Here is a 26,887-nt window from a genome sequence, read left to right as displayed (position 1 = left end):
TCCAACTAAATTAGTAACATCTACATTAATAATATTATTCCAAGTCGGATTTCGCACCTTGACAGGAGATGTTCCAAGCAATAGGTTTCGTCCACCAACACTATCGCTTAACTTATTGAACGGCTGTACCTTAACCCCATTAAGTTGTTCAGTATCATCTTTGTTATCGGTAACTTTTTTATCCAGTTGCTGATTAACGTCAACTGTCTTGGCATAAGCATTTCCTGCACTGTCTGTAGGATCTGTTTTAAATTTCTTTTGGCCGTCAATTGTTTCATCACCAGTCGTATGAACAACTGTATCGTTGGTAGCAAACGAATCATCAATCATATTAAATTGAATTTGACTTGCATTTGAAAACCCAATGTTGAATTTATACGTATATGATACCGGAGTCCTACCAGAAAAAGCTGGTATTGTATCTGGACTATTTGTTGATGTGATAACTGCAATTAATTGTGATTGCCCATTTTGAGAATCAGATCCCCAAATTCCAAATACCCATGCCTTGTAATCAGCTCTTATGGATGAGTTATCAACGACTGTTGAAATAATCAAGGTATTACTATTTTTAGAAAATCCGTTTGCGCTAACAGTTTGTACTACCTTGGGAACAGATGTCATCGTTGAGATATCCGTTGTCGATGGTAATTGAGTATCACTTATTTCTATCTTATCAATGCTTAGTGATGACTTGTTGGCCAATATTTGAGCAATAAGGTTGTTTCCGTTAGCAGTTACTTTTGCCAAGTCATATGCCATGTTAATTGCCTCCTTTTACATTAACTTCTTTAACCATGATGGACTGAGTCCCAACACCTACATATTCAATTAGTTTAGAATTATTCATAAACGCAATTGTATTAATCGTAACTCCGTTTAGAGTAGCTGATGATAAACGATCCATGAGGATTATCAGTGATTGGCTGGATGATATTAAACTAGTTGGAAGGTTATCAATGTTAACAACCTGTGGGTTCCCAACCATTTTGGTACCATCCCAATGATAATCAGTATGAACTTTTACGCCTGAATTTATTGGTGATATTTGTAAAGCATTGCATATGATATTGACAATGTCGTTAATGGTTCCACCAGAATGTGATGCTAAAATTTTTGTCTTAAGGATAAAACGATAAGTATCATCATTGGCTCCATATCTGGGTTGATGGATATCATCACCAATCTCATCAAGCTGTTCGCCGACAGCTTCATCAATTATCCATGAACTGTGGATGCTCTCAAAGTTGTTGTCCAGCCATAACTGAAAACGCGTTAGTACCCGAATTAAAGTGTTGATGTTACTCCCTGCACCAACCGCAAACCCGCGATCAAACATTTTAAAAATCTCTGCATAAACTTCATCATAATTAGTTTGGTACATAGTCAACCTCCACATTATCATCAGTAATAACTGGAATTTCGAAGGCTGTTAGTGCGATGTTATTAGTACTTAGTTTGCTCTTGTCGGTTCCAATCGTGATATCCGCGTAATTGATTCCATCAATCGAATATATGTTGGAGAAGAACTGATTAGTAACCACTTTGGACCCCATTTGTAGACTTTCAATATAGCCTTCAATAGCAGCCTTAATGTCATCAGTACCTTCATTTTTATCAAAGCTATCATTGACTTTAACACTGACTTTGGCAAAAATCGGTGTTTCTTGGGGGCGATCGAAGTAGATCGTGTGCGCTTCGCCAGAATCATCGATTGCTGTGCCACTCTTAGATCCATAAAGGGCAATTCCACCGCCGCCAACTCGGAAGATAGTGTTCACCACATCTTGTGCCACACCACCTTGGACATAATAGTGAACGGTCTTAGGTGGATTGCCATACACATCAGGTTTACTAGCTGAAGAATTATAGACACTTTTAACGGCCGTTACGCCTTGTGTGTTCATTAATGCCGTATAGATCCCGTTGATGGTACCAGACTCATTAGAGTTGGATGCTAGAAGTAGCCTTGATCTAAAATCAAGATCCGTTTCCATATCCTGGCCACCTTCAGCTGCATCATGATTAGTCACTTTATCAATTTCTTCAACAGGCGACTGTTGGTTAACAATTGTACCTGCATCAACATTGTATTGTGATCCTAACTCGCTTGAAACAACAATTGTTGATCCGACTCCGTTTACATCAAGTTGACAATCATCGACGGTGTAAAATTCATTTCCCTTGTCATCCATAAATACAGTACCGGTCGGAATTACATAACCCGCAGTACCAGTAAATGATAAGGTCACGCTGGATGCTTCAGCTTGCTTTCGCATTAACCCGTAATTGCCGCCAACCCGATCAAGGTTTACACCCGTAGATTGCTGAATGTAGCCAGAGTCATGAACATTTTCACCGTTTTGATCAACATTGACGGCTATTTTGGCCAAAACTCGGGCGAGCGTTCCCCAAAATGACCTGGGCGATACATTGGTATCTTCTCCGTTTTCTCTTCGAATAAAGCCTTGAACGGTATCTAAAGCATCGTCATAATCCAGCGGCGTATAACCATTTTCATCAATCATTGACGACACCCGCCTCCCATACAACTTCTTTCAATTGATTCTTAACTTCAATCGTAATGTGAACTTTGAGCACTCTTGCTTCCCGTTCGAAATCTATATCGTGAATATCATCAATTCGCGGGTCTTCAAGAAGCGTTTCTCTAATCGCCGCAGTCACAAATTGATCATGAACATTGCTTCCAATTACGGCCCCCCAGTCAAGGCCTTCATCGGTATCAAGAACCCAACCACCTTTGCGGGTATTCAGGGCGATCATACATGATTGTGCGATTTCATCAAGACCGTCAACCATTGCCACACTGCCTTTATCATCTTGCTCAAAATCGCCTTGATCATTTATATAGACATCTTTTGCCATTCAAACCACCTACTTTATATCGATCTTGCCAACGATAACGCCATCGTTAGCATCATGCATACGTTCGCTATCAATCTTGTAGACACTATCGCCCTTGGCGTTAGAGGTATCTCGGTCTTCAAACACAACCACCACAACATCCCCCACTTGATAGTTGATTATCATTTCTGCATAGAACGGATCAAAACTATGTGAGTCGCCAATGTCGTCGTGGTATTTGATCTTAATCGGGATAAATGATGCTTGCAGGCTCAGAAGCTGTGGCCGCTTGGTTCCATCCGAAAACAAGGCCAACGGCTGAACATCGTACGTTTTATCGGCATTCACCTTAACAATTTTGCAGCGAATGGCACCATGAATATCACTCATCACATCGTCCCGAAACATATCAAAAAATTCATTAATGTAGTCACGACTTTTAATCATTTGGCACGCCTCTTTTTCTGCTTTTCCTTAAGCTTTTTTCGATTAGCAGCGTCCAACTTCGCTTTGGTCTTTTTATCTTTGGTTTCAGCTTTTTTGACCGAAGCTGAATTCTTCTTTTTGTATTTAGAGTAGTCAACCAAATCAAGTGTTGATGTTCCTGAATCATCAGTAATAGACGTTGTGCCGCTATTAATTAGTACCCAGCCACTCAAAGTTGTACTTTCAATATGAAAGATATATCCAACCGTAAAATACGGCCTAAAAAGAGCTACAACTTGATAGTGTTGTAGCCCATCATCCGAATCGTCTTGAGGTTCCGGCTCCCCAAGCATTCCGGTATCATAGTTCAAATAGAAGTTCGATTTTTTGTTCTTGGAATAATCCGCAATCTCCAATCGACCATTAGGATAAGCTATCGGTGTCTTACACTGCGAAGCAATACTTTTAATGGCACTCATCGGTTTTGCTTTAGCCGTGTAGCCCTTGGTAAACTTCTTATCGTATACGAGTTTTAGCTTGTATATTTTTATCCCAGCCTCCTTGGCAATCTTTTTGATGATTGAAGAACCCTTGGTATTTTTTGCAAAAGATAAGGGTTTGTACTTAGTCTTTTTAGTTACCTTAGCTTTAGCAGTATGGTTAGCTTTTTGCTTAACATATTCTTGTCGTTTCTTTTTGGCAAAAGCATTTTTCTTGGTAATGATTGTATGCCCATAAGCTCGAAGCTGTTTGCTTGTAGCACCCGGATGGCTATCAATCCACTTACGGCGCTGTGCATTCATCTTGCTATTGTAAGCAGTGATTGTTTGGTCAAGCGTTTTTTGCGCAGAAATTGACCTTGAAGTAGTCGCCTTTTTCTTAACTTCAGGAAGTTTGTCATAATCACTGCCATCAACGATAGTGATTGTTGTGGTTTTTCCTGATGAATCGATTGTCGATGGCGTTGGTGTTGCCAATTTGCCTTCCGTGATGATGCCGACGTTATTTGATGAGCCATCTTCACCATACCAGCCGCCATAAACCCGAGCGTTAGAACCCTTCGTCAAATAATTAATATCTTCAGCCGGCAAGTTCATCATCGAAACTTGCGTCGTCTCCTTGCTACCGGATGCATAGGACGCTTCAATATCTATTGAGATGTTATCAGGTACTTTGGCGTAACTCTTGAGAGTTAATTTGCCTTTTTTGCCATCAATCTCAAGCCTTCGATAAAGCCTAACGAGTTTCATTGCTCATCCCTCCAATCTTCCGGGAGCGCATACTCATTATCATCATCAGAAGGCTCGTCCTCGATTAATGAACTTCCTGAGTCATCATCTAGAAGATCAGAATTGTCAGTGTCATTCTCATCAACATCAGCAGTACTTGGATCTTCAATCGATGGATCAAGATCATCAAAATATAGAAAGACTGATATCTGAAAATTATCAATGCTGACGGTGTTCTCCACGCCAGTTTCATCAAGGGGGATAATCGTCACGCTTGGCAGATTAGCATCATTGATGTTCCACAATGGCACCCCATAAACAAGCTTTTCTCCGGTAATCAGCGGATTATCGTCAGCATCGTATAGGTTGAAATAAAAGTTATCGTAGCGTTCACGATAGTCGAACTCAATGGTGAAGTTCTCGGTTCCAACCGGTAAAACCACATAATTGGGGAGATCACTTGTATCAATAATTAATTTATCTCGTAAACTCATAAGATCCCCCCTACTTGACCCTTATCTTGACGCCAACCGGTATTGATCGGTCAGCGTACTTATTCCATTTGCGTAGTTGAGCAACACTGACATTGTACTTTTGGGCGAATTTATAATACGTGTCACCCGGCTTAGTAGTTACCGTCCTCACGGCACTTTTGCTATTTTTCTGCTTATGACCACTACCAGATTTTTTGTTAGCCTTACCCTTATTTTTCGATGAATTGGCTTTCTTTTTGACATTTGAATCAGCCCAATCCACCTTCTGTAAAGTAATGGTTAGCGGAACTTGGTTAGTCAAATAGGTGTCGTGCGGCTTGTCAATTCCCGAGATGATCGCGTGTGGGAAAGACGTTTGCCCGATCAGTGATACTTCGGCTGTATTTTCAGCCCACTTTCTGATCCGTTCGAACTTTTTAACCAATGTTGGAACTGAACCATCTTCACCAATCAGAGCCCCGCCCACTGAAATGCTTTCGGTGCCCGCCTGAGTGACCGTGTTAATCGGTGTGTGCTTGATGACTGCCGTTTCATTAACGTTAACTGTTTCCGAAAAGTCTTCACTATCAGGCCAGAGAATCGCATAGCTTTCCTTGCTACCAGGATTCACAGGCGTTATCCACGTCACATCTTTGCCACCTGTTTCAGCCATCACTGCGGCGCCAATTGCTTTCTTCAGGATTGCCCGTTGTGTGGCTTTTTGAGCGGATAATGATTTGCTTTGGGCTTTTGAAAGCTTAGACTTGGCCGTAGCTTGTTTCTTTTTGAGCTTAGTTAAGGCACTATTTTGCTCTTTATAAACTTTCTTCAAGTTATCAAGTTGCTTTTTCAAAGATTGCTTTTTAGTCCTTGTTGCCTTGGCATATTGCTTAGTAACAATGGCTATCTTTTTCTTGGTGCTTGCAACCAACTTCTTTTGGTTTTTAACATCTTTAGTCGCATTTTTATAAATTCGCGTATCTTTGACAATCGTTTTACTAGTTGATTGATATTTTTGAAAATCAGACTTAGCAGAATTGAATGCCGTTTTAGCATCGGCTAAGGCTTTCTTTAAATTATTCAATGCTTTTAAACGCTCACTAACCGTTGAATCAGCCGTCAGTGTAGGAATTGAAAATAGATAGTTAATTGAGTTCGATCCATTATCATTATTATTAAACGTCACTAAAACAGCAGATCCAGTTGAATAGATTCCTTCTGGCTCATTATAGGAATACTTCATACCATAGCTACTCGTTAGATAGCTTTTGACAAATTCCTTAGTATTTGTGTCAGCATTAAAACATCCAACAGTCGCTGGATCACTATTTGAGTTATAGGCACCGCTTTGCCAAAAGATATATGGATAGCTTAACGATTGTGATTGCAACGTTTGCTGGCCGACACTAAATCCCATTGCTGACAGACTAACTGTCTTTTTAGGATTGCTTAAATTTCCCGGGTCACAAACGCAATAACCTTCCGCCGTAGTGTAGCCAACGAGGTTATTACTGGTATCATAATTAACTCGTAAAAGATCAGGTGAATTGTAGAGCGACGTTAATGAACTTGCGTCAATCGAAGCCCCAGGCTGATAAGCGAACTTACTTATTTGGTAACCATTATGCCTGACAGAAGCCCAGATATTCCCTGAGCCATCAATTCCGAACGAGGATCCGTGGCCCCCATTTTTAACCGTCATTTTAGAAACATACTTCATCGAACTATCCATCTGCTGATAGATTGTATCTTCCCCGGAACTATAGGAAATTAAATAGCCTCCACCATACGGGATGCAATACTGGGAACCGACATATGGCGACTTACCAACTATATATTGTGCCATGAGTTGATGAGCCGACTCATTTATATCGAGTCCGGCGCCATTAGCTTGATCGTCGAGGCTATCTAGATAGTCGGTATTTGCCTGATCATACGCTGCTTTGACATTATTTAAAACGGAAAGCGTTGAATTATAGGCATTTTTAGCTATATCTACCGTGGCTGCCATTAAATAACCCCTCCTTCTCTTTTAGCCATTAAGTTGCCAAAGATTGCCTGAACCTGTTCGTTGACCTGCTTGGAAATATCATTGGCAACTTTAGTTCCAGCATTTTTATCATTAGCGTTAACCGTGATATTCATGTTCAAATTGACTGTAACGTTATTACCTTTACCAGAATTAGGTTGATGCTTATCTGGCATGTTTTTGAGTGGATTATACTTTCGCAGGTTTTCTAGAAGCGCCCGATGCATCTTCTTCTGGGATTCATTGCTGAACACCGAATTAGATACTTTACTCCGAGCATCAATCGCCGAGGCAATTAAACCATCTGCTGTCTTACGCTTAGGATTAATGGCAACCTCTGGTTCACCTTTCTTTTCGCCAAAGATAGCAGGAACACTAGACCAGCCACCATTTCTATGACCCTTTAGCACTTTATAAATGCCGCGGGCGTTACTGGTTCGCTTCCCACCAGAATTATCTTCGTTACCGCCAGATTCCCAAGTAGAGAAGAAATAGTTAGCCGCAGCTGTTGGGCTACTCATTCTTAGAGCTTTTTTAAGCATCCCAGATGCTCCTGGCTCATGTAATGCGTAATCTAATTGTCCGCCAGCATTGTTCCAGCGCATTCCATGTCTTTTCAAATAAGCACGCATTTTAGATTCTCTTCGAGAACCGCCAACGTTAGTCCATTGTCCAAGTCCTGACCCATGGTCACCACTGTTAATGGCAGAAGGGCTTAAAAGTGATTCTTGTTCCCAATTGCCTAAAACTCCGGCAATACCGGCTAATGTGGCAGCAGGATAAGCTTTTTTAATTGCCGCAGCCATTTTTTTAGCACGACTGGCAATATCTCCGCTAAGAGCAAGTGAGCCGATTGAACCGGCACTTCTTTTAAGGTGCTTACCAACCCATTTAAGTTGTGGTGCAATTTCTTTCGCAACTAGCTTTGATAATGCACTACTATGCTTAGTGTCAGCCTTCTTATTACCATTTGAATGGCCGTGCATCTTAGTAACATCAAACCAACCATTATGCGAATAACCTCCATGCTTCCAAAGTGAACCTTTAGAAACACCAACATGGACATGCATTTCGTGACCAGCTAGGTGCCCCAAAGTAGCGATTGCTTGGCCAGTCTTTATTTGGTCGCCGGTGTGAACTTTGATATTTTTGTTAGTTCCAAACTCTTGGTAGATTTCTTGATAGCCGTCATCGCTTTTGACTGTGATAATGCTACCTAAATCTTTGTAATCATTCCATGGATTACTTGTCCCAGTTCGCGTAACTGTTCCACCATGAACGGCACGAATAGCCGACCCTGCTGGCCCTGAAAAATCAACACCATCATGGATTCCTTTACCACGGCGAGCATTAAAACCATTTGATTCAGGTAGCCCCGGTGTATGTCTCCAGTTGCCACCGGCACCGCTTCCACCACCATTGCCTCGGGCATTGTCCATCTGTCGCCATACTTCGGCCGACCAAGGATTACCATATTTGGTGGTAGATCGCTTGCTCAGCCCTTTAATAGCATTCCCAAGGACTGTATTAGACTTGGAAATATTTGATGAAAATTCATTTGCGAAAGCTCTGTTCGGATGGGCGTTATTTTTACTAATAATTTTGTCTAGTTCAGCGTGTGAGACACCTGAACCTTTAGCAAAGTGCTGAATGCCCATTGAACGTCCCAATTCTTGGGTTTGTGATCCGTTAAGAACTCGGTCACGTTTTTTTAGGGGGATCATCCTATCATTTCCGTGCGGAATTAATAGGGAATTATTACGAATAATAGATTCTTGACGTGGACCAGACTTAGCATCATTCACGATCGCCAACTGATCATTAGAAAGCTCTCCGTTTGAACCCTTAGCGTAGTGAATGGCATTGATAACGGAACTATTACCACCAAATTGGCCTAATACCTTATCAATCCCTTTAATACCACCATTTAACTGGTGAACAGTATTGGACATTGCTGAATGCGCGTAGTTATCCATCTTACCAAGTGCATGACCAAATCCGGTTGCAGTAGCTTTACCAGATGAGATAACTCCCGACCGCATTTGGTTAACTTGCTTCTGCACGCCTTTTTGCATGCTATCATAGGTCGAAATAGCTTGGTTCTTTGATTGATTGGTGTAATGCTTCGTATCGCTATTGATGTTTCGCCACTTAGAAGTATTGCCCTTATCAAATTGTACAAGTTGCTTGTAGGAACCCTTTTGCAATTGATCATAATCTGTAACAGTTTTCTTTTGCGTACTGTTCGTGATCTTTGAAGTTGCCTTATGGATATTAGACCATTTAGATTTACTACGCTTACTAAATTTGTCTAACTGCTTACTTGATCCATTTGATAAATCTTTGTAATCTTTTACAGTCTTCTTGCTTAACTTTTCTACGGATTTCAAAGAATTACTTGAACCAAGCTTAGTATTCCCAGCAGCATATCCCGGCAATACGTTTCCATATGAACCGCTGAGGACCTTTTTAGTATCTCGGTGGTTAAGAATTCGCTCACCGTGCTTAACATGCGTGATTTCAGGACCATTAGCACCCAACAAACGCGCTTTACGACCGTTTACTGTATATGCTAGTTCTGCGCCACCTTCGCCAACGAGGGCAGCATGTGAGTGCATTTCTGCGCCACTAGTTCCTAGAGCATGAGAAGCAACACTTTTTGATTTCCTGTGCCTATGCTTCTTACTCTTTTTTCCACCGGTAAGGTCACTAATCAATCCCTTGATGCCACCAACAGCATCTCCAATAACTTTTCCAATTGTTCCAAACACATCTTTAGCAAGTCCACCAATTGTATCTATTCCAGATTTAAATACGTCAAAGAATCCGCCAAACACACTCTTAGCATCTTTCCAAGCCTTTGACCAACGACCATGTACAAGATCGTTGATACCACTAAATGTGCCTCCAATTATCTTAGCGGTTCCTTTAACAACTCCAGCAATTCCTTTAAGAACTGTTCCAACAGCTTTAAATGCTCCTCCAATCAGGTGTCCAAACATCCTAATCGATGTTCCAAGCGTTCTTACAAACGTTGTTCTCCATAACTTTTGTAATGGTTTTGTACGCTTGTTGATTGAAGAAAAAGCTTTTGTAACAATGGGAGCCACCTTTTTAAAATTACGAGAAATAGATTTCCACGCACTTGCAAATGGTTTTTTTAGCCCTTTGGTGGTTGAAGACCATGATTTTGATATACCTTTACCAGCTGATTTAAATGCTTTTGTGACAGGTTGGATTGCCTTGCCAATCTTATGCCCCATTTTAGTTTTGCTAAATTTATGAACAGCCTTGCCAGCCCATCCGCCGACGATATTACCGATTGAAGCACCAACAGCTGCTCCAGCGGGCCCTCCAAAGTAAAAGCCAATTCCACCGCCAACGGCAGTTCCTACACCTTTACCAATATCTTTATACCTTTTCTTTTTATTTTTTGACTTAATACCTTTGTAGATATTGTAACCGGCATCTGCAGCAACACCAATTCCAACACCAGCACTAATGGTTTTGCCAAGTTTTGTTCCCATTGATCTAGCAGCAACTTTACCCTTTAAAATTCCTTTAAGCCCTAGCTTTTTAGAACCTTTACCAGTCCCTAGACCAATTGAATTGGCTAGCTTTCCTAGCCCCCTTGGACTTTTAGAAGCTTTTTCTCCAATCGATCCAAATAGGCTTCCACCGTTTAAGAAATTGAACCCGTGTCTTAGCAGCCTTGAAGTTGTATAAGCACTAGCCAATATTCCTGCAAAAGCAGTTGTAAATCCGACTAGCTTTTTAATTGGTGACGGCGTTTTGATTAATACACCCAGCAACTTGTTAGATAAATGCAAAGCTTTAGTGAATGCCGGCAGAACAGTTTTGGCAAAGCCCATGCCCATAATGTTCAGATACTGTTTAAACTGCTTAATTTGGTTTTTCCAAGATTTCATGTTCTTTTTAGCAAGGCGTTCTTCATATCCCTTACCGCCATACATATTTTGAGCATTGCCAACTCGTCTAGTTAATCCACGCAGGTTGTTAGTTGCATGACTGCCTCTTTTACCGACTAGTTCCATTAAATCCAAGCCGGCTTGTTGACCTGTTCTGCCAAAGAATCTACGAGCAAAGTCATCTTTTTTAGAAGATGTTAGATGCCTAGTTTGATGGTTAATGTAATCAAGCAAGTCAGGTAACGATTTAAGCTGTCCATTTTTATGGTAGAAACCACTTTGCTTAATATGGTATTTCTTCATAATTGGCTCTTGCTGGGACATTTGACTAAGGTCAGGAGAAGCAAAAGAATTAATAACCTTAGCCAATCCAGTACCAGCAAGGGTTCCATTAAGTCCACGGTTAGACATAATACCAATTGCAGCAGTTGTACTAGCTAAACTTTCGCGTGCACTATGGGCAACTTGAGAAGCAAACTTCAATGCTTCACCCATTCCACTAAAGTTAGTAGCTGATAAGTCAGAAGCATATGCCATTTGGTTAGTAACCAACTTGGTATAATCTTTCATCCGTTTAACAGAATTACCAGCACGATTTTTATAACCAAAGGATTCCATCGCAGGTGCTGCATTGTGAACAACGGATAAATAAGGGTCTCCAGAAGCTCTAGCAGCTTGTAAGAAGTATTCATGGGCACCCAACTCTTGCTTACCATTGTAGCCACGACGAATAAGATCTTCGCCACCTTTAGCCATGTTAACAGGAGATACACCATACTTTAAAGCGAAACCGTTATTTTCCTTTTGCATCGCCTTGGTTTCAGCAGTAGCAGCTTTTGAAGATTCACCACCAGTACGAATAAGGTTTTTAATGGTAACATATCTGTTTTGTAGGTTAGTTGCTTCGTCAGCAGACTTTTTAAATGCTGCAGCAACCGGAATCATTGCCATAGCCACCATGGTTCCCATGTCAGACAATCGGCTGCCGGCATCGTACAGGTTTCTAAACGACTTTGTCGTTTTGCGACCACTTCTGCTTAGATTATCAAATGAGGTCTTACCTTTGGTGCCGAATCGTTGCACACGAGTGCTAGTGCTATCAACATCATTTTTAGTTTGTTTAAGGTTGGTTCTAAGCCTAAAGGTTTTTTCTTTAGGTAACCGATTGATTGAGTTTCTTGATTCTTTTGAAATGTCAGAAAAACCCCTGCTAATTTGCTTCGCGTATTCACGTGAGCTATTAGCAAGGGTTTTATAATGTTGATTAATTTTATCGGCGTCCATACTCAATCTATCCGACAATTTACTTGATTTAGAGATTAAGCTGTCGTACCTATTTGAAAACTTATCTAATCCTTGAATCGACATTCGATTTCCTAAGTGAGACATTTGATTATTGGCCTCACGACTGGTTCTAATTAATCGATTCATTTTCTCGTTGGCACGGTCGATTTCATCAACATTTTCTGACACAACTCGGAATCCAACTTTGGCACTTCTTGCGTACCCCATGTTAGAATCCTCCTCGCATTTGTGACTGTACTTCCATGCGCTTGGAAATCGCCCAATTGAAGACAGACAGTTCATCAGCATTCATATACTTAATTGGCCGAGGCAGTCCGCTTTCTAACCCATTATAGATATAAGCAGTCCAGCCAATTGATTGAGACGTTGATTTATTAATTAATGCCTCAAGATCCGTTTTACGAATAAAGTGATTAGTTAAGTTCTTGCACAAGAAACCGGTCAGCTTCTGAGCAAACCTTCATAACGCCAGAATGGTTTTCCCAGAATTTCCAACTCATTTTTTCCGGTTTTCCGCCAACAGTGGGCGTACCAATAAGCGGATTAAGTCCAAGATCATCATTACCGTTAATAAAGGCATCCCAGTAGGCATGACGACTAACATCTGCCAAATCAGTAAACTTAACGGCATTTTCTACGCCTGGAAAATTGAAGGGATATTTAATGTTTTGCTTGGTCTTTTTGTCCCAAAGGGTTACAGAGCCAACAATCATGCTATTTCGTTCAGTTCTAACCAATTTTGGTTCCTTAACAGGTGTCTCGGTAGCCTTTTTAGTTGTTGACTTAGTTTTAACTTCTTCTGTCATTTCAAACATTCTCCTTTATTTATCAATTGAATATAAATTTGTTTTATGCAGTAATCGGGTCAACTTGCAATACAGAAGCCTTAAAGACTACAGAAACACTTGGATAATCAGCGTTCAAAGTCGTATCAACAGGACGGGTAATTCGGGCACTATCTGTATGGAAGTGAGCAAAGTTCGATGTTACTGATACAGGGACGCCAGTCAAATTGTTGGCCAAGTCAATGAGATGAGCATAATTGGCAGCATTAGGATCAACACTAAACGTAAACGTACCAGAATGATCATGGTTAATGGCTGATTTACCATTACCATTATTATCAACCGAATCAGTAACGTTATCGTTGTTCCAAGCAACAGCGACTTTATCGCCAGTGCCAAAGTCAGTAAATGGGAGGCCATCAATTTGAACTGACACTTCCCAAGGGTCAAATGTATGTTGAGTAAGTTTCATTTTCTACGTCCTCCTATAAATCGATTTCGCCAGAGATATACGCATCGTCAATCGCATCGGCTGGATGGTACTTCCAGGACAACCCGCGGTAAATCCGTTGAGAAACATCCACGTCCTTCATGTCCTCACGAGGTAACGCGGTGACATCGTAGTTCGGCTTGCCATTTGCTTTTTCACCAACGCCACCATTCCGATAGAGTTGATCAAAGACGCTCTCAACGCCCGACTTAAGCAAGTTAATACCGGTGTTATCATAAGAAATTTTAGGATTTTTAACCATGATTTCAGTAAGCTTCTTGTTGCTATGCTTGATAATAAAATCACGTCCAAGAAGCATATCGATATAGTCGCCACTTAACGTCTTGCCATCACGCACAATTGGCATTCCTTGAGCATAGTAATAGGTGTTGATGTTGCCTTCTGCATAAGGGGTTAATTGATCTTGTTGGAATGACAGTTGATCTTGTGGTAAGACACTTTCATCCAATCCCGATGTATTAGCGACATCGAAACTGCCAACAGGTAAAGAGCCAACGGCTCCAATCGTTCCAGATGAAAGAACATTAGCATGTGTATCGTCGGTATGGGCTTTAAAAGCAATTGTATTAACATTTGATGCGTAGGCAGCCGTATCGGAAATATTATCCACATCCACGGCTAAGATACCGGTGTTCTGCGCCTCAATATAATTTGAAAGCGCCGGAATTTTACTTTTATCGATTCCTACTGGAATCAAATACTCATCCCCGGAGTTATAGAATTTCTTAACTGCGGAAATTAAATTAGTTGAATCAGCCATAATATTTTTCCTCCTAAAAAGGAGTTTTACGATTACTCGCAAAACTCCTCATGTTAGATATTCTTTATTTAATTCACTACTTTTTTGCTGCTGAAGAAGCAGGTGTTGCTGCGCTTGATGCTGAAGAAGCACTTGAACTAGCACTCGATGTCGGGGCTGCTATAACAGCACTTGAAGTCGTAACCTTGCCTAAGTCTGTCCCGGACTTCGTTGGATTTTCACCAGCATACGTCACGACAAAATCATAATCAGTTGCTGGCTTTAGGTTTTTAAAAGTTACACCACCCGTTTCGCCGTCAACTAACTTTTTACTTAAATCATTTTTCGAGTAACCATCAAACTTTTGATCAGCCATTATTCATTAGCCTTCTTTCATTTCAAATTATAATGAACTGAATTGGTAGTAATGGTGGGACCACCATTTGCCTGCGGTAAATTATTTACCCGCTACAGTGACATCACTGGTTGCTGTAAACCCACCATCCTCAGTTGTGGCCGTAATCTGAGTATGGCCGGCTTTAACATATGAAACCTTGCCAGATTTATCAACCGTCGCAATGTCTGCATCTTTAGATAAAAATGATACATTGGCATCAGTGGCATTGGCAGGTGTAACTTTGGCTGTTAATTGATCATTACCACCAACAGTTCCTGAAAGGGATGTTTTATCAAGGGAGACGCCGGTTACTGGGACAGTGTTGGCGATAACCGTCACTTTAGTAGTGGCGGTAATATCATCATTAACCCCAGTCTTAAAGGTAATAGTAGCGTGACCAGCAGACTTATAAGCAATTGTGAAACTGCCATCTCCATTTGGTGAAACGGTCGCTACATCGGTATCACCTGACGTTGCCGTTACATTCTTTTCAGTGGCAGTTGATGGCAAAACAGTCGTTGTAACTTTACCAGTTTGACCGGCGACGCCTGAGATTGAGGCTTGATCAACCGTTAAACTAGTTGGCGATACATATTTATTTTGGGCAACTGCTCTCACTACCAGAATTGCTTCCGGTGGGTTGGAGCCACCAAAAGCTGCCTGAGCATGCTTATAAACTAATGAGTCGGGATCAAAATCATCACCGACTTCTTGAAGGTCGTTGTACTGAGTTTGCGTGGCTTCAGTTGCATCAGGATCTTCAATCAAATACTTCGGGATCTGGTCGCCCAAATCCTTAACTTTTCGAACGGTTTTAACCGAAGTATGAACTGGACCAAGCGGTTCATTTGTAATTGGCATAGTGTTTCCTCCTAATTTCTTGTAATTTTTTCATTGTTACTATCGATGGCTTCAATAGTTGGCTGATCTGATTCAAAGTTGCGTTCAACTCTAATTACCAAATCAAATCCATATTGCTGAATGGAATTGTTAATCCCAATAAAGCTGTTGTCTTGTGGATCTTCTACATCAACAATGATGATTCCCTTTTGTTTCACCTGATAGTGGACTTCTGGGTCTCTCAAATTAGCTTGTAGGTTATCCATGAGGTCTAATCCACGTGATTCATTAGCCGTATGAATGACAATAGACAGATGAGTGTCTACTGGTTCATGCATGGGATACATGTGCTGTACAGGCATCACGATACTCCCACGAGGATGCACAGTAATGAAGGGAAGTGATGGCTTATTTCCAATGGAGTAATCTTCAACAACGTGTTTTTCATCGAGGTTAGTTAAAGAACGGATCTCCTGAATCATTATTGCCAGTATTTCCTGCCAATTGATTGTTCGCTTCATTATCGCTTTGCACCTCCTGACTGTTCGACCTTAGATAATAGACGCATGCATCCGAAATACCATAATATGGGTCTTGACCAACGACTTGAAGATATTCCCACTGAGTATCATCATCACCATTTTTAATGGCAACGACGGTTCCCAAAGGAACATTTAGATGCATTGAATACCATTCGTGACTATAATTGACACTTTTGCCATCACCAGTAAGGATTATTTGGTTGGCATCGGCATTAGGACTAACTGGGGTTATTGGTTCACTATCGTCAATATATGGTTGCTGACGAAAATCAGTTCTTAAGAAATCTCCCGTTAATGTTGCTCCACCGTCAGTATATGAGGTATTTTGATATATTCTAATCGGAATACCATAACGTTTGATCAAACTCTTTTTACTGAATTTCATATTTCTATCACCTTCACACCAATTGACTTGTGGAGTGCGCCTGTATCCACTAGAGGATCGTCTTTTCCCTTATTTTCAATAGTTAAAGCAGCATTGTGGGGACTAGTTTTAAGAACTATTTCATCTTTAATGCGCTGCTCTATCAGTAATCCTACAGCTTCATATAGTTCTCGTGCTGTCATATCACCACTCATGATGCCAGCTAATCCGTCCTCGACACATGAAACAATTTTGTGCATCCCTAGATCAACTCCATCACGTAAAAATGAGCGTTCTGGTATTTTGACGTGCTTAAGCTTGTAAAATGTACCATCCCTCATTGGCACAATTAAATATGGACCATTCTTGGGATATATTTCTGCGCCAAATTCATTAACGGTGGCGATCATTTGTAGGAATGCTAGAGATTTATTACCAACCGGCACCATGACCCCAACTTCCACTCGGTATCGATTGAGGGATCGCAGTTCCTCTTTAATCTTGGGGAAATTATTGTCGTCAGAAAATAGCTCAGCCAAGTTTAATTCGCCACCTTGAATATCCATATCGGCTCAGTAGGTCATTTAGCAACTCTTCCCAGTGATTAGTCGCATTACCATTATATTGGGTGTGTAAGTCTTTAAAATTATCCACCAGGATACCTTTGCCAAGGTCAGAATTGATCCAAATCAGTGATAGAATCTTCATTTCCATGGCTTGGTTCCAAACAAACTGATCAGTAGGAATGTTTAGTGGCTTAAGCAGGCCATAAGTAATTTCAAGTAAATCATTTAATGCATCATCGCTTACATCAACATCTGACAGCCTTTTAACACTGGCAATGACCTCACTTTGGTCAAATGGATAGTCCATATGATCACCTTCTACTTGGATCCTTTAAAAATAATGATATCTTTGCCGGGAACAAGATCAGACTGCGGATAGATCCGATTCAAGTTGGCTAATTTACGAGTTGTCGTATTGTTGGCGGTTGCGACTGCCCACAGCTCATCGCCCGGCTGCACGGTATAGTAAACATCGCCGTTTTTTGAAAAGTTTTTTGATGTATCAATTTGATCAGGGAACATATCATTTCCTCCTTACTTCAAATCGTAATGTACTGAATTGCTTGTCACAGTTGGATTACCTTTTGCCTGCGGCGAATCATTTACTCGCTAAAACATCAAGAATAAACACTTGCTTAGCAACGGTAATCGTCGGTACGAACTTCTCATCAACAATTGTCTTGACCGTCACTGGATCATCACTGGCTTTGGTTAACAAGGAAACCCCTGTGTCGAATAGAGCAACGCTTCCCATTCCAGCAGTACCAGATAAATTTTCTTCAGGCGTTTCAACAAAATTCATCTGGCCAACCGGTGCGTTGGCACTTCCTGGAAGAAAAATAATTTTACCATCAGGAATGAACTTCTCGAACTTGCCATTATTATTCCATCCCTTGTCATAAACAACTACTGACATCCCCAGGACTGCTGAGAACCATTGAACAACCATTGGCTGAGTAAGAATATTACCTTGTGGTGATACAGAACCCGTAAAAATAGTATTATGGAGTGCCTCGTTATGCATCAGTGTGTACATCGTTGTCGAGTTCATCAGCGCGCGATTTAAAGCCGTTCCTGACTTCTGTGCCGCGGTATCCTTCACAGACTGAACATCATCGTAAGGATTAGATGCAGCATCAGTCCACGGCTTGGTTGCTTTAGCGCTCTGGTATGATTCATATCCGTAATCTGCCACTAGGTTCCCAATAGTTAATTTACCGTTCAAGAGTGCCTGAATTGCGTAATATTCGCGTGTAAAGCGAGCTCGAATAAGCAAATTAGCTTGATCATCATACAGCTTCTTGGTAATGGTCAAAATAAGGTTCTGATCGTTAGAACCTAACGCGTTGTTTAAATCTTTGAAATCAGTTTCGTTAAGATTTAATGAGTTCTTAAATTTGTAAGTCGGCAGTGTGCCCGTGGAAAGTGAACCACGTTCAACTGGCAAAGCTACTGAATCTTCTTTGGTATAATCTAACGGTGCTGGATAAATATCCTGACCATTAAGCAGCTTAACATTGTCAGCTTTTTGCTTAGTTGGTGTAAATAGAGCTTCCATGAGATAGGGAGCTGTATATTCTGGATTACTGTTCCAGTATCCCTGCAAATAGTTTGCTTGAAGTAAATCAAATGGTGTTGGCACGATATCACATCTCCTTATCGATTAATTAATTTAATACCTGGTGTTTTACCAGCAACTGCCTGCAAATCAGTCACAACCGTACTATCAAGCCGATTTTGGCGCAGATAAACATTATCAAACCAAATCGTTACGTCAGCATCGCCAGCCGTAACATCAGTATCAGCAGCGATTACGCCAGCAAATACTTGACCACCCCCACCAGTAAACTTAGAAAGTTTAGTCGTGCCTTTGGATTGATCGGCACTCAGCCAGTCAACTGTCGCACCGACTGGAGTACCTTGTAGGATAACCTTTTTGCCACTAGGATTAGCGCTAACGGTTGAACTATCAATTGTCCCCGGTAAACCAACAGTTAAGTCGGGTCTTACTCGAGGATCAGAATTAGCAAAATATTGTTGTACCATCCTGTTTCACCTCATTTATTATTTTTGATCAAAAAACTTACCCTTAAATCGGTTAGGGTCTCCAAGGGTATTTTTGGCAACAATCTCACCAAAGCTCGGAGCTTCAGTAGTTTGTTGCTGATTACTTTGTGGAATGTTGTGATTCTTAAACATGTCCTGCTTCGTCTTTTTAACGACGCGATTAAGTAAATCCTTGAAGTTGTTAACATTGTGCATAGTCGTGTCTGGATCGTCACTAACCAGTGTGTCAACATCTTCGTTGGTAAATTGGTAACCGGTATCTTTAAGCTGATTGAGTACCTCACTGCGCATATCTGATCGATTCTTCTCAGCCTTGAGCTCTTCATTCTCTTTAAGAATTTCATTAATTTTCTCTTGCTGTTTTTCATCGTCAGTCATTTGGGCGTACTTTTCGGCACTACTCTTGCCGACCTTTTTTCCTTCTTCAATGCCTTTTTTATGAGCACGGAACTCACGATCTTTCAACATTTTGTCAACTTCCGCTTGGGTAAAAGTCTTGTCATTGCTACTGTTATCGCCATTATTATCATCAGTGTTGTCTTTTGACGATGTGTCATCATTATCAGCTTGATCACTATTACCATTAGTATTTTGATTGTTTTGATTCTGATTGGCATTATTGGTGACAGTGTCGACAAGACTCTTAATAAAGTCTTGAGATGGTTGGCCGTTTTGATTACCAGAGTTTGTTGCGGTATTGTTGTTTGCATTCTGGCCACCTTCGCCACTTTCTCCACCTTGTGCACCAGGTTGGGATTGGCTACCTTCTTGGCCGGCGTCAGCAAAATACTGCAAATTCATGTTTAATTTATCTGATTCCATGTGTTGCCTCCGTTTATAGCCTGTCGGCTGTTAATTCCTTGCGCAGTTTAATGTCTTAAGCATGTTTGGGACAAAATAAAAAGCAATGAATTTTTTACTCATTGCTCATCATTACTTGTTTGATTTTTATTTGAATGGTCAGCTGCTGCTATGGCGCCAGCAACGCCTAATAATGGAACTAACGAAACGTGTGCTATTTTGGTGCAACGACAGTTAGGGTGGGAGTCATCAGGGATGCTTGGAGAGTTTGCATCATTAACGGCATAGGGCCCATCTTCAGCAATTGCTTCACATTTATCACACGCTCCTGGTTGAGTTACCCAATCGAAGTAAGCAATTCCTTGCGACCTAAATACCTGCGTTGTCGCTCTGTCTAAAACGCGCGCTCGTTCGGTAACAATCATGCGTCTGATATAAGCATCATTAGTTTCAAATAAGCCAGTTATCGTCTGTGGTTTAGCCGTACGAATACTCGGAAATAACTGGTTGACATCTACTTGTTTTAATCCAGCTCGCAATGATTTGGCCACTAATGATTGGACGTTGTTAACGAGGTTATCGTTGTAGAGCCAGATATTGTCGCTCCATTGATTGCCATTAATTGTTGTACTGATGATCTTTTCGGAATTGCGTAAGATTTCTCGCTTAGTAATGTTGGCTTCTTTCACGACATCCGCCCCAGCCTTTTTAGCTAAACGATCGTTATTGAATTGACGACTAACGTCCCGTTTAAAATCACTGTTTAACGTTCGACCAAGTGATTTAATCGTAGCGATGGTAGCACCGGCAATGCTGAACCCAATTAAAGAATTCAAAGTATGATACCGATCAATTGGTGCATTCCTGCTATATTCTTTAAATCGGTTTTGAGATTGGGAATCATCATCCTTAAGCGTCGCCCTTTGAAAATGAAGCAGACGACGCCTGTCAGCATCGGAGTCACGCTTTAACAGCTCAACGTATTTTAATAGACCTGCTACTCCGTATTCAGCAATGAAGAAATTAAGATGATCCTCAATTTCTTGTAATGCCACTTGATAGGCATCATGAACTCGACCATATAATTCTTCATCACTCTTAAGTAACTTGGCAATGTACTTCTTCTCTTGAGCTTCACTAATAGGCTTCATTAATCATCACCTTTAGTCTGTGAAGTATCATTCTGGCTGTTATTACTATCAGCATATGGGTCAGGCGTGCGTGCCTTCGCTTCTTGTGCCAGTTTATCTTGTTCAGCGGCAATTTTCTGCATTTCTTTTTTAGCATCGGGAACATTTGAAAGAGAAGCAATCGCTGTTTCTTGAGAAGTGGTTGATTGTAACTCATTTGCTGTCTGTGCTTCAGCTAACAAGTTGTGCGGGATTGTAAAGTTAAAGGTGTACTCTAAGTTATCAACGTCATCAACATTAATCCCCTGTGCCTGTAAAGCGCACGCCCATATTTGAGTCAGTGCCTTTTTCATCTTGGTTTCTTTGTTCAGCGCTTTGATTTTCATGGAGTGAATTTTAAAATCAAGTGCTTGTGCGGCTGAGGTACTAAAATCAATATTGTCAAGATTAGGAATCTGAGCAACTTGATAGATAAAGTCCGTATCGTGTTGAATCTGATTCTCCTGTAGTTGGTCACCAGATGGCTTCTCCATAAATTCCGCATCCGGCGTTGGCAACGCCTTTGACTCATCGGTATCGGCCCAGGCTTTATCAAGATAAAGATTCAGAATCCGGGAGCTTTTAATTTCTTTAAGTTGCTCATCAGAAAGTTCAGAATTAATCACTTTCAAGATGCTAGCCGCAAACGAATCAGAGTTATTAGATTTAGCACTAACAGCACTATCTAAGTCATCGACCAAACTAACAATATCGTCGAAAACCCCAATTCGCTCTTCATTGTCCATGATTTCGGCAATTGGCAGTTGACTGAAGGGATGCCCCAAATTATCGTCAACGCCAGTGTCTGGATCGGGATTTTCATCAAATACTAAGGACGCATCGCTGGTAGCAGAGTTACTAAACGGCACCGTATCATCAATTTCAATTAGCTGTCCATGTAACGATTCGTTGCCCTTGCTATCCGGATAGTAACTGTAGGTTACCCCAAATAAGGGTTTATTTTGAATCGTATTGTCATAGACAATAAACGTATTTAAGGGATCTAGAAAAGTGATATGGGGATAGGCTTTCGCATCAGTATAGAGATACAAATAAGCGCGTCCATAAACGCTTGACCATTTGGACGCTTCTGTAAAGACATCATCCAAGACTTGATGCTTAGTCATTGCCGTGATCAGATCGTTAACTTTGTTGCTCTCCGCGGTTTCTTCATCAGATGGATCCTGATAAGCAATATCAATTGGCGTACCGATAAAATACCCGTTGAACGAGTCAACGAGTTTTTTAGGCATATTCACTATGCGCCGATTATCGGGATCTCCATGAGGCGTTGGTTTACGATTAAGAATGTTGATATGTCGGCCTTTGTAATATTGGCGCTTCATAACGTAGGTTGGCATCAGCTTTGTTCGATGCAAATTAATCATGTTAAATAAATCATTGGGATTGTCTTTAATTTTTTGACTAGCGGAATAATGAAAAACATCGTTATCGTCTAGATAAGCACTACCAGACAAATTAACGGTGTTATCATTTGTCCATCCCATTTTCGAGGCATCCCGCCCGGAAATAAACGTATCTTGAATATTTGGGTATTCTTTTTGCAAAATTTCACTAATTTTCATTCATTAAATACCTCGCTTAAACAATTTAACTTTGGCATTACGTTGTGGAGCAACCTTTAGCCCCAACATTTTTGCATTATCAATGGCAAAATACTTAAACGCATCAACAGTATGGTCGTTTTCCTTGACCACTTTAGGATTGTCACTTTGAACGGTCTTTTCGTCCCACTGATATTGCTCATGCTGCTTAACAAATATCTGATTCTCAGGCGTATCCAAGTAGTACACACGCCCCTGGGCCAAGAGTGACGACACATAATCAATCATTGTTGCTTCATCACTCTTAGCAACCCCATGCCAAACTTCGTTATATTCTTTAACGAACTCGTTTCGAAGTGCTCCTTCGGCCGAATCAATTGTCCGTTTACCAATTGGCACTTGGTAGTCCATCGAATCTTCGAAGCTCTTAATTTCAGGAACCATGTCACTAGGAGCTTTTTTACGAGATTGATGTTCAGGGCTGTAATAGTACGTGTGCAGCAAAATAACCTTACCTTCGGCGGTAACACCAATTGCCAAGCAAGTAGTTGCTGAGTTAATGTGACCAGCATCGATTGAGAAGTAAAGATTAACTAATGGGTCGTCATCAAATAATTTAGTTAAGGGATGAAACAGCTCCATATTGTAGACGTTAGTTCCCAGCCCAATGATTTTCCCAAGGTAAAGCCATTTATAATACTCTAAGTCGTTCTTCTTGTAGGTATCAATTAGAGCCAATTGCTGTGGTTGAGTGATACCCAGTTCATCGTCTAAGTATGTGGAGGTGTCCACAAAGCATTGTGGGTTCTGTTCCTGGGTAGCAATCCATTCATTAATCCAGTCATAGGGATTACGTGGCGGATTGTAACTGTAAAACACCTTCACCTGGTCAACCCAGGGCGATTTCTGTCGGATAAAGGTTGGGTTAGTTTGATCAAATACTTCTGCATTTTTAAAGTTGGCCGCCTCTTCATACCACAGCGCAATAACATTCTGAATTGTGTTGGATTTCAGCTTTTCTGGCTTGTCACCACCATAAAAATAAAACGCGCTTCCCGATGAAATATGGGTAATGCGCATAGGTGAAACTGAATATCTAAATTCATCTGTCATGTGTAACATATCAATTGCCCAACAAATCTGACCATATACAGAGTCACGCAAGTTAACCGTGTTTTCCCGAATACAGACAACATTCACTTTATGGCCTAGCTGAGCCTGCTTCTTTAGCATAGTCAAGAGTTTTAAACTAATAGTCGATGATTTAAAAGAGCCACGGCCGCCCTTAGCAATCACATAAGGGCGCGTGGTAGTCCACATTTTCTTGAAATGCGGATTAATAACCTGAGATATTTTAATCACTCGTTTAGTTTTAACCGCCATTGTCAGTATCCTCCAAATCATCAACTACTAGCGTACTATCATCATGCTGATTAACCTTTTGAATTTCTTTAGCTTTCGTTTCAGCAATTTCTGCATCGGCAACAGCCCGTCGAACTTGTGCTTTGAGTAAATCATCGCTATCCGGATAACGCTTTAGGATTTCCTTAGCTGCGGCAATCCGCGTCTTTAAATCTGCTTCTTTTTCAATGGTGTCTATATCGAATTGTGTGGACACCACAACCGTTTCTTTTTCTTCCCCTCTAGCTATCCGAGTAAGTAATTGTAATGCCTCTTGGGCGTCCATAATCCTATGTGACTCAATCTCAGCCATTCGCTGATCAATAAAAGATTTCAGGTCAGGTTTAGTCAGGTTTTCCTGTCCAATTGACTTGGCAGTTCGTCTACTGTAGCCAGCGTTAATAGCAGCCTGAGTAGCATTACCAAGTTTGATGTATTCATCTACAAATTTACGCTGTTTGGGCGTTAACTTTCGTGTCATTACATATCACCACACCTCCTATATTCTATGTATTAAAAGTCAACACAATTATTCACCACGGTATGGCGGTGTGATATTGCTACCAAAGGTCTCTGTTAGCGCGAAGAAGTATCGATAATCTTCATTGACATTGTCATATTGACTAATTGTATCTAGTGACTTGGCCATAATCTCAGCAGCCTGCTGAATTCCTTTGTCAATCGTGCCGTTATCTAGCTTCTTTTGAACAGCGCTTGTGTCCAGTACGGCATCTCTCAATGCCTTATTTATCTCCGTACTAAATTCGTCTTGAATCATGCTGACGATTGCCGATTTATTAAACCTTTGATCACCTGAATTGAACATTTTTGTCATTTTAATTCCTCCCAGTTGAACCGAAACCGTCACTACCACGGTCACTGTCATTTAGTTTGTCGCATTCAATAGATTGTACTGAGACATCACGCCGAATAACCAACTGGCAAACCTTATCGCCTTTGTTAATTTGATTAGGCCGATTAGATAAGTTAACGAAAATCGCCATGATTTCACCACGATAGCCAGGGTCAACCGTTCCGAGAATGCACTTTAATGGTGTCCTAAGACTCATCCCTGACCTTGGTCTAACTTCAGCTGAATACCCTTTGGTTAACTGAATTGAAATCCCCAAAGAAACTCTTTTCGTTTCGAATGGTGCAAAATAAACCGTTTGATCAGCATATAAATCAAAGCCGGTATCATCTGGATGTGCCTGATGTGGTGCCATGGCAGATGAAGTTGTTCTTTTATATTTAAGAAATACTTTTGGCATGGATAACCTCTCTATCAATTTTTTCTTGCTTCTCAAGCATCTCATCAGAAAGACGCTGTTTAACCGGTGTTTCTAGAAGTTCTTTAATCCGTGAGATATCAGTAACGGTTAATACGATGCCTTGCGTAAATTTAATATTAGTTGACGAAATCATTAAGAATTCACGATCGTTGATAAAATACTTACATGCTCCTTCGAATGAATTGCGCGCATAAATATATTTGATTTTGACTTCATTTCCAGGAAGCTGGCTTTTAAGGATATCTTCAAATTCATCGTATCTCATTTTGTTTTCACCTCTATGTCAACCTTTCCTTTCAATCTCAACTCATTCAGTCGTCGAGCCGCTAAGCTCTTACGCTTGCGATCCTTGATTTTGGACTTCTTATGACTTTTCGTGTGTTTATTGTGTTTGCTCATAAATGAATCACCTCAATAATTTCTATTTTTAAACTGCTATATTTCCAAAAAATACTTTGCTGTGAGATAATAAAGCAAATGTTGTGGTTTGTTTGTGTGCCATTTTTTAAGGAGGTATCTGCAATGACAATATTAAATAATGATAAAATTCATCGTTTGCTTAATGAAAGTGGATTAGGAAACGTTAGTCCAGAAACAGCTGAAGCAGTTGAATCGATTTTAGGAGAACTAGATCGAAAAAATGTTTTAAGGACAAATAATAGTAAGAATTATTTTATTGATCGTTCCACCCTTGAAACCACATCTTTTCTAAGAGCATTGGTTGAACAAAATTGGCTAATAATTGCACAAAACGAGAAGATTATCAAAGCGTTAAATGCTTCTAAGTAGGAATTAAGCCAATAGGGTGAAATAACTTTCTAAAATGATATTAATGATTTAAAGTCAAAATCAGATAAGCAATTCATCACTTTTAAGCAGGTCGTCTAACCAGGCTCGCCTGTTTTTTTGTGCAAATTAAAAGCGCCCTCTTTGCGAAGACGCTTCTTTAAGTCTCTATCCAGTTGTTTGTCAATCCGATATTCCTCTTTGGAAACGTAGCCGTAGCTAGTTTGTTTCATTGGTGTATACGGATGCTTGAGACCACTCATCAGTACCACCAGCCCCTATAACGGCCATATTCAGCAATCCCGGCTGGTAGCAGCATGACCATGATTAAAATAATTAACGTGGCCACATTGCCACCTCCTTCATAGTACCAGTTGTAAGCGTTCCCGTTTTTTGGTATAATAGTAATTGGGGGGGAGAGATAAAGCCCCAACTGCAGGCGACTTAAATGCCTGCAGCTTTTTTATACTAAAAAAGCCCACGTTTTCCGCCGCAGGCATCATGTAACTCACTACAGTTCAAGTTCTAGACAACATAACATACAAGTTTTTGTTTTTGCGTGAGCTGCATGTTCGTTGACTGGACGGGTACTACTCATTAATTTTTAGGAAGAATTTACTTTGATACAAGTCCAATCAACAACGTGGCTGGCAGGGAATCGAACCCTGCAACGGCTGTTTCATACCGTCCCTTTCCGCATATTTACGTATTCAGCCACACATTTTATATTGAGGGAATGGAACTTTCTTACAAATTCCACAATACCAATATAACCCCTGAAATTGCATTAATCCTGCGGTGTTTCT

Annotated in this window: 31 protein-coding genes; 1 reads left to right on the top strand and 30 read right to left on the bottom strand. The window is 40.7% G+C overall.

The window, feature by feature from the left end; genetic code table 11:
* From KTE19_RS06975 to KTE19_RS06835, 29 genes are all read right to left on the bottom strand, one after another.
* Positions 1-762 (bottom strand): hypothetical protein (locus KTE19_RS06975; protein WP_217341935.1); only part of this gene is annotated, 762 nt, incomplete at its 3' end.
* A 1-nt stretch (position 763) separates the two neighbouring features.
* Positions 764-1,384, bottom strand: coding sequence for a DUF2612 domain-containing protein (locus tag KTE19_RS06970; protein WP_217341934.1), 621 nt, complete (start codon positions 1,382-1,384; stop codon positions 764-766).
* Complete coding sequence (locus tag KTE19_RS06965) at positions 1,371-2,528, bottom strand: baseplate J/gp47 family protein (RefSeq protein WP_217341933.1); 1,158 nt, start codon at positions 2,526-2,528, stop codon at positions 1,371-1,373. Before KTE19_RS06965 ends, KTE19_RS06970 begins: the two co-directional genes overlap by 14 nt.
* Positions 2,521-2,886 carry a DUF2634 domain-containing protein gene (locus KTE19_RS06960; protein WP_217341932.1) on the bottom strand — a complete coding sequence of 122 codons (366 nt, stop codon included), beginning with the start codon at positions 2,884-2,886 and terminating at the stop codon, positions 2,521-2,523. The genes KTE19_RS06965 and KTE19_RS06960 overlap by 8 nt, the downstream gene beginning before the upstream one ends.
* Before the next feature lie 9 nt (positions 2,887-2,895).
* On the bottom strand, positions 2,896-3,312 hold the full coding sequence (locus KTE19_RS06955; RefSeq protein ID WP_217341931.1) for a hypothetical protein: 417 nt from the start codon (positions 3,310-3,312) through the stop codon (positions 2,896-2,898).
* Positions 3,309-4,541, bottom strand: a complete 1,233-nt coding sequence (locus tag KTE19_RS06950; RefSeq protein WP_217341930.1) for a hypothetical protein — start codon at positions 4,539-4,541, stop codon at positions 3,309-3,311. The genes KTE19_RS06955 and KTE19_RS06950 overlap by 4 nt, the downstream gene beginning before the upstream one ends.
* Entirely contained in the window at positions 4,538-5,014 is a 477-nt protein-coding gene (locus KTE19_RS06945; RefSeq protein WP_089122054.1) for a phage baseplate plug family protein, read from the bottom strand. The genes KTE19_RS06950 and KTE19_RS06945 overlap by 4 nt, the downstream gene beginning before the upstream one ends.
* Positions 5,015-5,024: 10 nt before the next feature.
* Complete coding sequence (locus KTE19_RS06940) at positions 5,025-7,004, bottom strand: LysM peptidoglycan-binding domain-containing protein (RefSeq protein ID WP_217341929.1); 1,980 nt, start codon at positions 7,002-7,004, stop codon at positions 5,025-5,027.
* Positions 7,004-12,463 (bottom strand): phage tail tape measure protein, encoded by a 5,460-nt coding sequence (locus tag KTE19_RS06935; protein WP_217341928.1) that lies wholly within the window; start codon positions 12,461-12,463, stop codon positions 7,004-7,006. Before KTE19_RS06935 ends, KTE19_RS06940 begins: the two co-directional genes overlap by 1 nt.
* Positions 12,464-12,669: 206 nt before the next feature.
* Positions 12,670-13,062, bottom strand: a complete 393-nt coding sequence (locus KTE19_RS06930) for a hypothetical protein (RefSeq protein WP_249778610.1) — start codon at positions 13,060-13,062, stop codon at positions 12,670-12,672.
* 43 nt (positions 13,063-13,105) lie between these two features.
* Positions 13,106-13,513: a hypothetical protein gene (locus KTE19_RS06925; RefSeq protein WP_217341926.1), complete on the bottom strand. Its 408-nt coding sequence runs from the start codon at positions 13,511-13,513 to the stop codon at positions 13,106-13,108.
* A 13-nt stretch (positions 13,514-13,526) separates the two neighbouring features.
* Entirely contained in the window at positions 13,527-14,312 is a 786-nt protein-coding gene (locus tag KTE19_RS06920) for a DUF3383 family protein (protein WP_217341925.1), read from the bottom strand.
* A gap of 76 nt (positions 14,313-14,388) precedes the next feature.
* Positions 14,389-14,667 (bottom strand): hypothetical protein, encoded by a 279-nt coding sequence (locus KTE19_RS06915; RefSeq protein ID WP_217341924.1) that lies wholly within the window; start codon positions 14,665-14,667, stop codon positions 14,389-14,391.
* An 81-nt stretch (positions 14,668-14,748) separates the two neighbouring features.
* Positions 14,749-15,549, bottom strand: coding sequence for an Ig-like domain-containing protein (locus KTE19_RS06910; protein ID WP_217341923.1), 801 nt, complete (start codon positions 15,547-15,549; stop codon positions 14,749-14,751).
* Between the two features lie 11 nt (positions 15,550-15,560).
* Positions 15,561-16,049: a phage neck terminator protein gene (locus KTE19_RS06905; protein ID WP_249778609.1), complete on the bottom strand. Its 489-nt coding sequence runs from the start codon at positions 16,047-16,049 to the stop codon at positions 15,561-15,563.
* Positions 15,982-16,455, bottom strand: coding sequence for a hypothetical protein (locus KTE19_RS06900; RefSeq protein WP_008214185.1), 474 nt, complete (start codon positions 16,453-16,455; stop codon positions 15,982-15,984). Before KTE19_RS06900 ends, KTE19_RS06905 begins: the two co-directional genes overlap by 68 nt.
* Positions 16,452-16,973, bottom strand: a complete 522-nt coding sequence (locus tag KTE19_RS06895; RefSeq protein WP_225429753.1) for a hypothetical protein — start codon at positions 16,971-16,973, stop codon at positions 16,452-16,454. The genes KTE19_RS06900 and KTE19_RS06895 overlap by 4 nt, the downstream gene beginning before the upstream one ends.
* Positions 16,966-17,307 (bottom strand): hypothetical protein, encoded by a 342-nt coding sequence (locus KTE19_RS06890; protein ID WP_217341922.1) that lies wholly within the window; start codon positions 17,305-17,307, stop codon positions 16,966-16,968. Before KTE19_RS06890 ends, KTE19_RS06895 begins: the two co-directional genes overlap by 8 nt.
* 11 nt (positions 17,308-17,318) lie before the next feature.
* Positions 17,319-17,522: a LysM peptidoglycan-binding domain-containing protein gene (locus KTE19_RS06885; RefSeq protein WP_054655319.1), complete on the bottom strand. Its 204-nt coding sequence runs from the start codon at positions 17,520-17,522 to the stop codon at positions 17,319-17,321.
* Between the two features lie 76 nt (positions 17,523-17,598).
* Complete coding sequence (locus KTE19_RS06880) at positions 17,599-18,642, bottom strand: major capsid protein (protein ID WP_347339405.1); 1,044 nt, start codon at positions 18,640-18,642, stop codon at positions 17,599-17,601.
* A 14-nt stretch (positions 18,643-18,656) separates the two neighbouring features.
* Positions 18,657-19,046, bottom strand: a complete 390-nt coding sequence (locus KTE19_RS06875; RefSeq protein ID WP_008214174.1) for a hypothetical protein — start codon at positions 19,044-19,046, stop codon at positions 18,657-18,659.
* Between the two features lie 18 nt (positions 19,047-19,064).
* A complete protein-coding gene (locus KTE19_RS06870; protein ID WP_217341921.1) occupies positions 19,065-19,889 on the bottom strand; it encodes a DUF4355 domain-containing protein in 825 nt (274 codons plus the stop codon).
* 98 nt (positions 19,890-19,987) lie between these two features.
* Positions 19,988-21,019 carry a hypothetical protein gene (locus KTE19_RS06865; protein ID WP_217341920.1) on the bottom strand — a complete coding sequence of 344 codons (1,032 nt, stop codon included), beginning with the start codon at positions 21,017-21,019 and terminating at the stop codon, positions 19,988-19,990.
* Positions 21,019-22,623 carry a phage portal protein gene (locus KTE19_RS06860; RefSeq protein ID WP_217341919.1) on the bottom strand — a complete coding sequence of 535 codons (1,605 nt, stop codon included), beginning with the start codon at positions 22,621-22,623 and terminating at the stop codon, positions 21,019-21,021. The genes KTE19_RS06865 and KTE19_RS06860 overlap by 1 nt, the downstream gene beginning before the upstream one ends.
* A gap of 3 nt (positions 22,624-22,626) precedes the next feature.
* Positions 22,627-23,985 (bottom strand): PBSX family phage terminase large subunit, encoded by a 1,359-nt coding sequence (locus KTE19_RS06855; RefSeq protein WP_217341918.1) that lies wholly within the window; start codon positions 23,983-23,985, stop codon positions 22,627-22,629.
* Positions 23,975-24,484 (bottom strand): terminase small subunit, encoded by a 510-nt coding sequence (locus KTE19_RS06850; RefSeq protein WP_217341917.1) that lies wholly within the window; start codon positions 24,482-24,484, stop codon positions 23,975-23,977. Before KTE19_RS06850 ends, KTE19_RS06855 begins: the two co-directional genes overlap by 11 nt.
* A 48-nt stretch (positions 24,485-24,532) precedes the next feature.
* Positions 24,533-24,838: a hypothetical protein gene (locus KTE19_RS06845; RefSeq protein ID WP_008856341.1), complete on the bottom strand. Its 306-nt coding sequence runs from the start codon at positions 24,836-24,838 to the stop codon at positions 24,533-24,535.
* Between the two features lies 1 nt (position 24,839).
* A complete protein-coding gene (gene dut / locus KTE19_RS06840; RefSeq protein WP_217341916.1) occupies positions 24,840-25,274 on the bottom strand; it encodes a dUTP diphosphatase in 435 nt (144 codons plus the stop codon).
* Positions 25,255-25,560, bottom strand: coding sequence for a hypothetical protein (locus KTE19_RS06835; protein WP_217341915.1), 306 nt, complete (start codon positions 25,558-25,560; stop codon positions 25,255-25,257). Before KTE19_RS06835 ends, dut begins: the two co-directional genes overlap by 20 nt.
* 257 nt (positions 25,561-25,817) lie before the next feature.
* Here KTE19_RS06835 and KTE19_RS06830 point away from each other — a divergent pair, with 257 nt between their 5' ends.
* A complete protein-coding gene (locus tag KTE19_RS06830; RefSeq protein ID WP_235803599.1) occupies positions 25,818-26,084 on the top strand; it encodes a hypothetical protein in 267 nt (88 codons plus the stop codon).
* A 95-nt stretch (positions 26,085-26,179) separates the two neighbouring features.
* On the opposite strand, the gene KTE19_RS06825 is transcribed toward KTE19_RS06830, so the two are convergent.
* Positions 26,180-26,344 (bottom strand): hypothetical protein, encoded by a 165-nt coding sequence (locus KTE19_RS06825; protein ID WP_217341914.1) that lies wholly within the window; start codon positions 26,342-26,344, stop codon positions 26,180-26,182.
* Positions 26,345-26,887: the final 543 nt, after the last annotated feature.

Source organism: Lentilactobacillus dabitei (assembly GCF_019061365.1).
GTDB lineage: Bacteria > Bacillota > Bacilli > Lactobacillales > Lactobacillaceae > Lentilactobacillus > Lentilactobacillus dabitei.
Note: the sequence above shows the minus strand (reverse complement) of the source record. Positions and strands in the feature narration are given on the sequence as shown.

Coding starts and splice junctions, on each gene's coding strand:
- KTE19_RS06825 (WP_217341914.1), bottom strand. CDS start 26,344: ATGAGTGGTCTCAAGCATCCGTATACACCAATGAAACAAACTAGCTAC.
- KTE19_RS06860 (WP_217341919.1), bottom strand. CDS start 22,623: ATGAAAATTAGTGAAATTTTGCAAAAAGAATACCCAAATATTCAAGAT.
- KTE19_RS06845 (WP_008856341.1), bottom strand. CDS start 24,838: ATGACAAAAATGTTCAATTCAGGTGATCAAAGGTTTAATAAATCGGCA.
- KTE19_RS06930 (WP_249778610.1), bottom strand. CDS start 13,062: ATGACAGAAGAAGTTAAAACTAAGTCAACAACTAAAAAGGCTACCGAG.
- KTE19_RS06960 (WP_217341932.1), bottom strand. CDS start 2,886: ATGGCAAAAGATGTCTATATAAATGATCAAGGCGATTTTGAGCAAGAT.
- KTE19_RS06830 (WP_235803599.1), top strand. CDS start 25,818: ATGACAATATTAAATAATGATAAAATTCATCGTTTGCTTAATGAAAGT.
- KTE19_RS06835 (WP_217341915.1), bottom strand. CDS start 25,560: ATGAGATACGATGAATTTGAAGATATCCTTAAAAGCCAGCTTCCTGGA.
- KTE19_RS06945 (WP_089122054.1), bottom strand. CDS start 5,014: ATGAGTTTACGAGATAAATTAATTATTGATACAAGTGATCTCCCCAAT.
- KTE19_RS06900 (WP_008214185.1), bottom strand. CDS start 16,455: ATGAAATTCAGTAAAAAGAGTTTGATCAAACGTTATGGTATTCCGATT.
- KTE19_RS06905 (WP_249778609.1), bottom strand. CDS start 16,049: ATGAAGCGAACAATCAATTGGCAGGAAATACTGGCAATAATGATTCAG.
- KTE19_RS06855 (WP_217341918.1), bottom strand. CDS start 23,985: ATGGCGGTTAAAACTAAACGAGTGATTAAAATATCTCAGGTTATTAAT.
- KTE19_RS06870 (WP_217341921.1), bottom strand. CDS start 19,889: ATGGAATCAGATAAATTAAACATGAATTTGCAGTATTTTGCTGACGCC.
- KTE19_RS06940 (WP_217341929.1), bottom strand. CDS start 7,004: ATGGCAGCCACGGTAGATATAGCTAAAAATGCCTATAATTCAACGCTT.
- KTE19_RS06910 (WP_217341923.1), bottom strand. CDS start 15,549: ATGCCAATTACAAATGAACCGCTTGGTCCAGTTCATACTTCGGTTAAA.
- KTE19_RS06965 (WP_217341933.1), bottom strand. CDS start 2,528: ATGATTGATGAAAATGGTTATACGCCGCTGGATTATGACGATGCTTTA.
- KTE19_RS06970 (WP_217341934.1), bottom strand. CDS start 1,384: ATGTACCAAACTAATTATGATGAAGTTTATGCAGAGATTTTTAAAATG.
- KTE19_RS06890 (WP_217341922.1), bottom strand. CDS start 17,307: ATGGACTATCCATTTGACCAAAGTGAGGTCATTGCCAGTGTTAAAAGG.
- KTE19_RS06915 (WP_217341924.1), bottom strand. CDS start 14,667: ATGGCTGATCAAAAGTTTGATGGTTACTCGAAAAATGATTTAAGTAAA.
- KTE19_RS06920 (WP_217341925.1), bottom strand. CDS start 14,312: ATGGCTGATTCAACTAATTTAATTTCCGCAGTTAAGAAATTCTATAAC.
- KTE19_RS06955 (WP_217341931.1), bottom strand. CDS start 3,312: ATGATTAAAAGTCGTGACTACATTAATGAATTTTTTGATATGTTTCGG.
- KTE19_RS06925 (WP_217341926.1), bottom strand. CDS start 13,513: ATGAAACTTACTCAACATACATTTGACCCTTGGGAAGTGTCAGTTCAA.
- dut (WP_217341916.1), bottom strand. CDS start 25,274: ATGCCAAAAGTATTTCTTAAATATAAAAGAACAACTTCATCTGCCATG.
- KTE19_RS06885 (WP_054655319.1), bottom strand. CDS start 17,522: ATGTTCCCTGATCAAATTGATACATCAAAAAACTTTTCAAAAAACGGC.
- KTE19_RS06935 (WP_217341928.1), bottom strand. CDS start 12,463: ATGGGGTACGCAAGAAGTGCCAAAGTTGGATTCCGAGTTGTGTCAGAA.
- KTE19_RS06950 (WP_217341930.1), bottom strand. CDS start 4,541: ATGAAACTCGTTAGGCTTTATCGAAGGCTTGAGATTGATGGCAAAAAA.
- KTE19_RS06865 (WP_217341920.1), bottom strand. CDS start 21,019: ATGAAGCCTATTAGTGAAGCTCAAGAGAAGAAGTACATTGCCAAGTTA.
- KTE19_RS06850 (WP_217341917.1), bottom strand. CDS start 24,484: ATGACACGAAAGTTAACGCCCAAACAGCGTAAATTTGTAGATGAATAC.
- KTE19_RS06875 (WP_008214174.1), bottom strand. CDS start 19,046: ATGGTACAACAATATTTTGCTAATTCTGATCCTCGAGTAAGACCCGAC.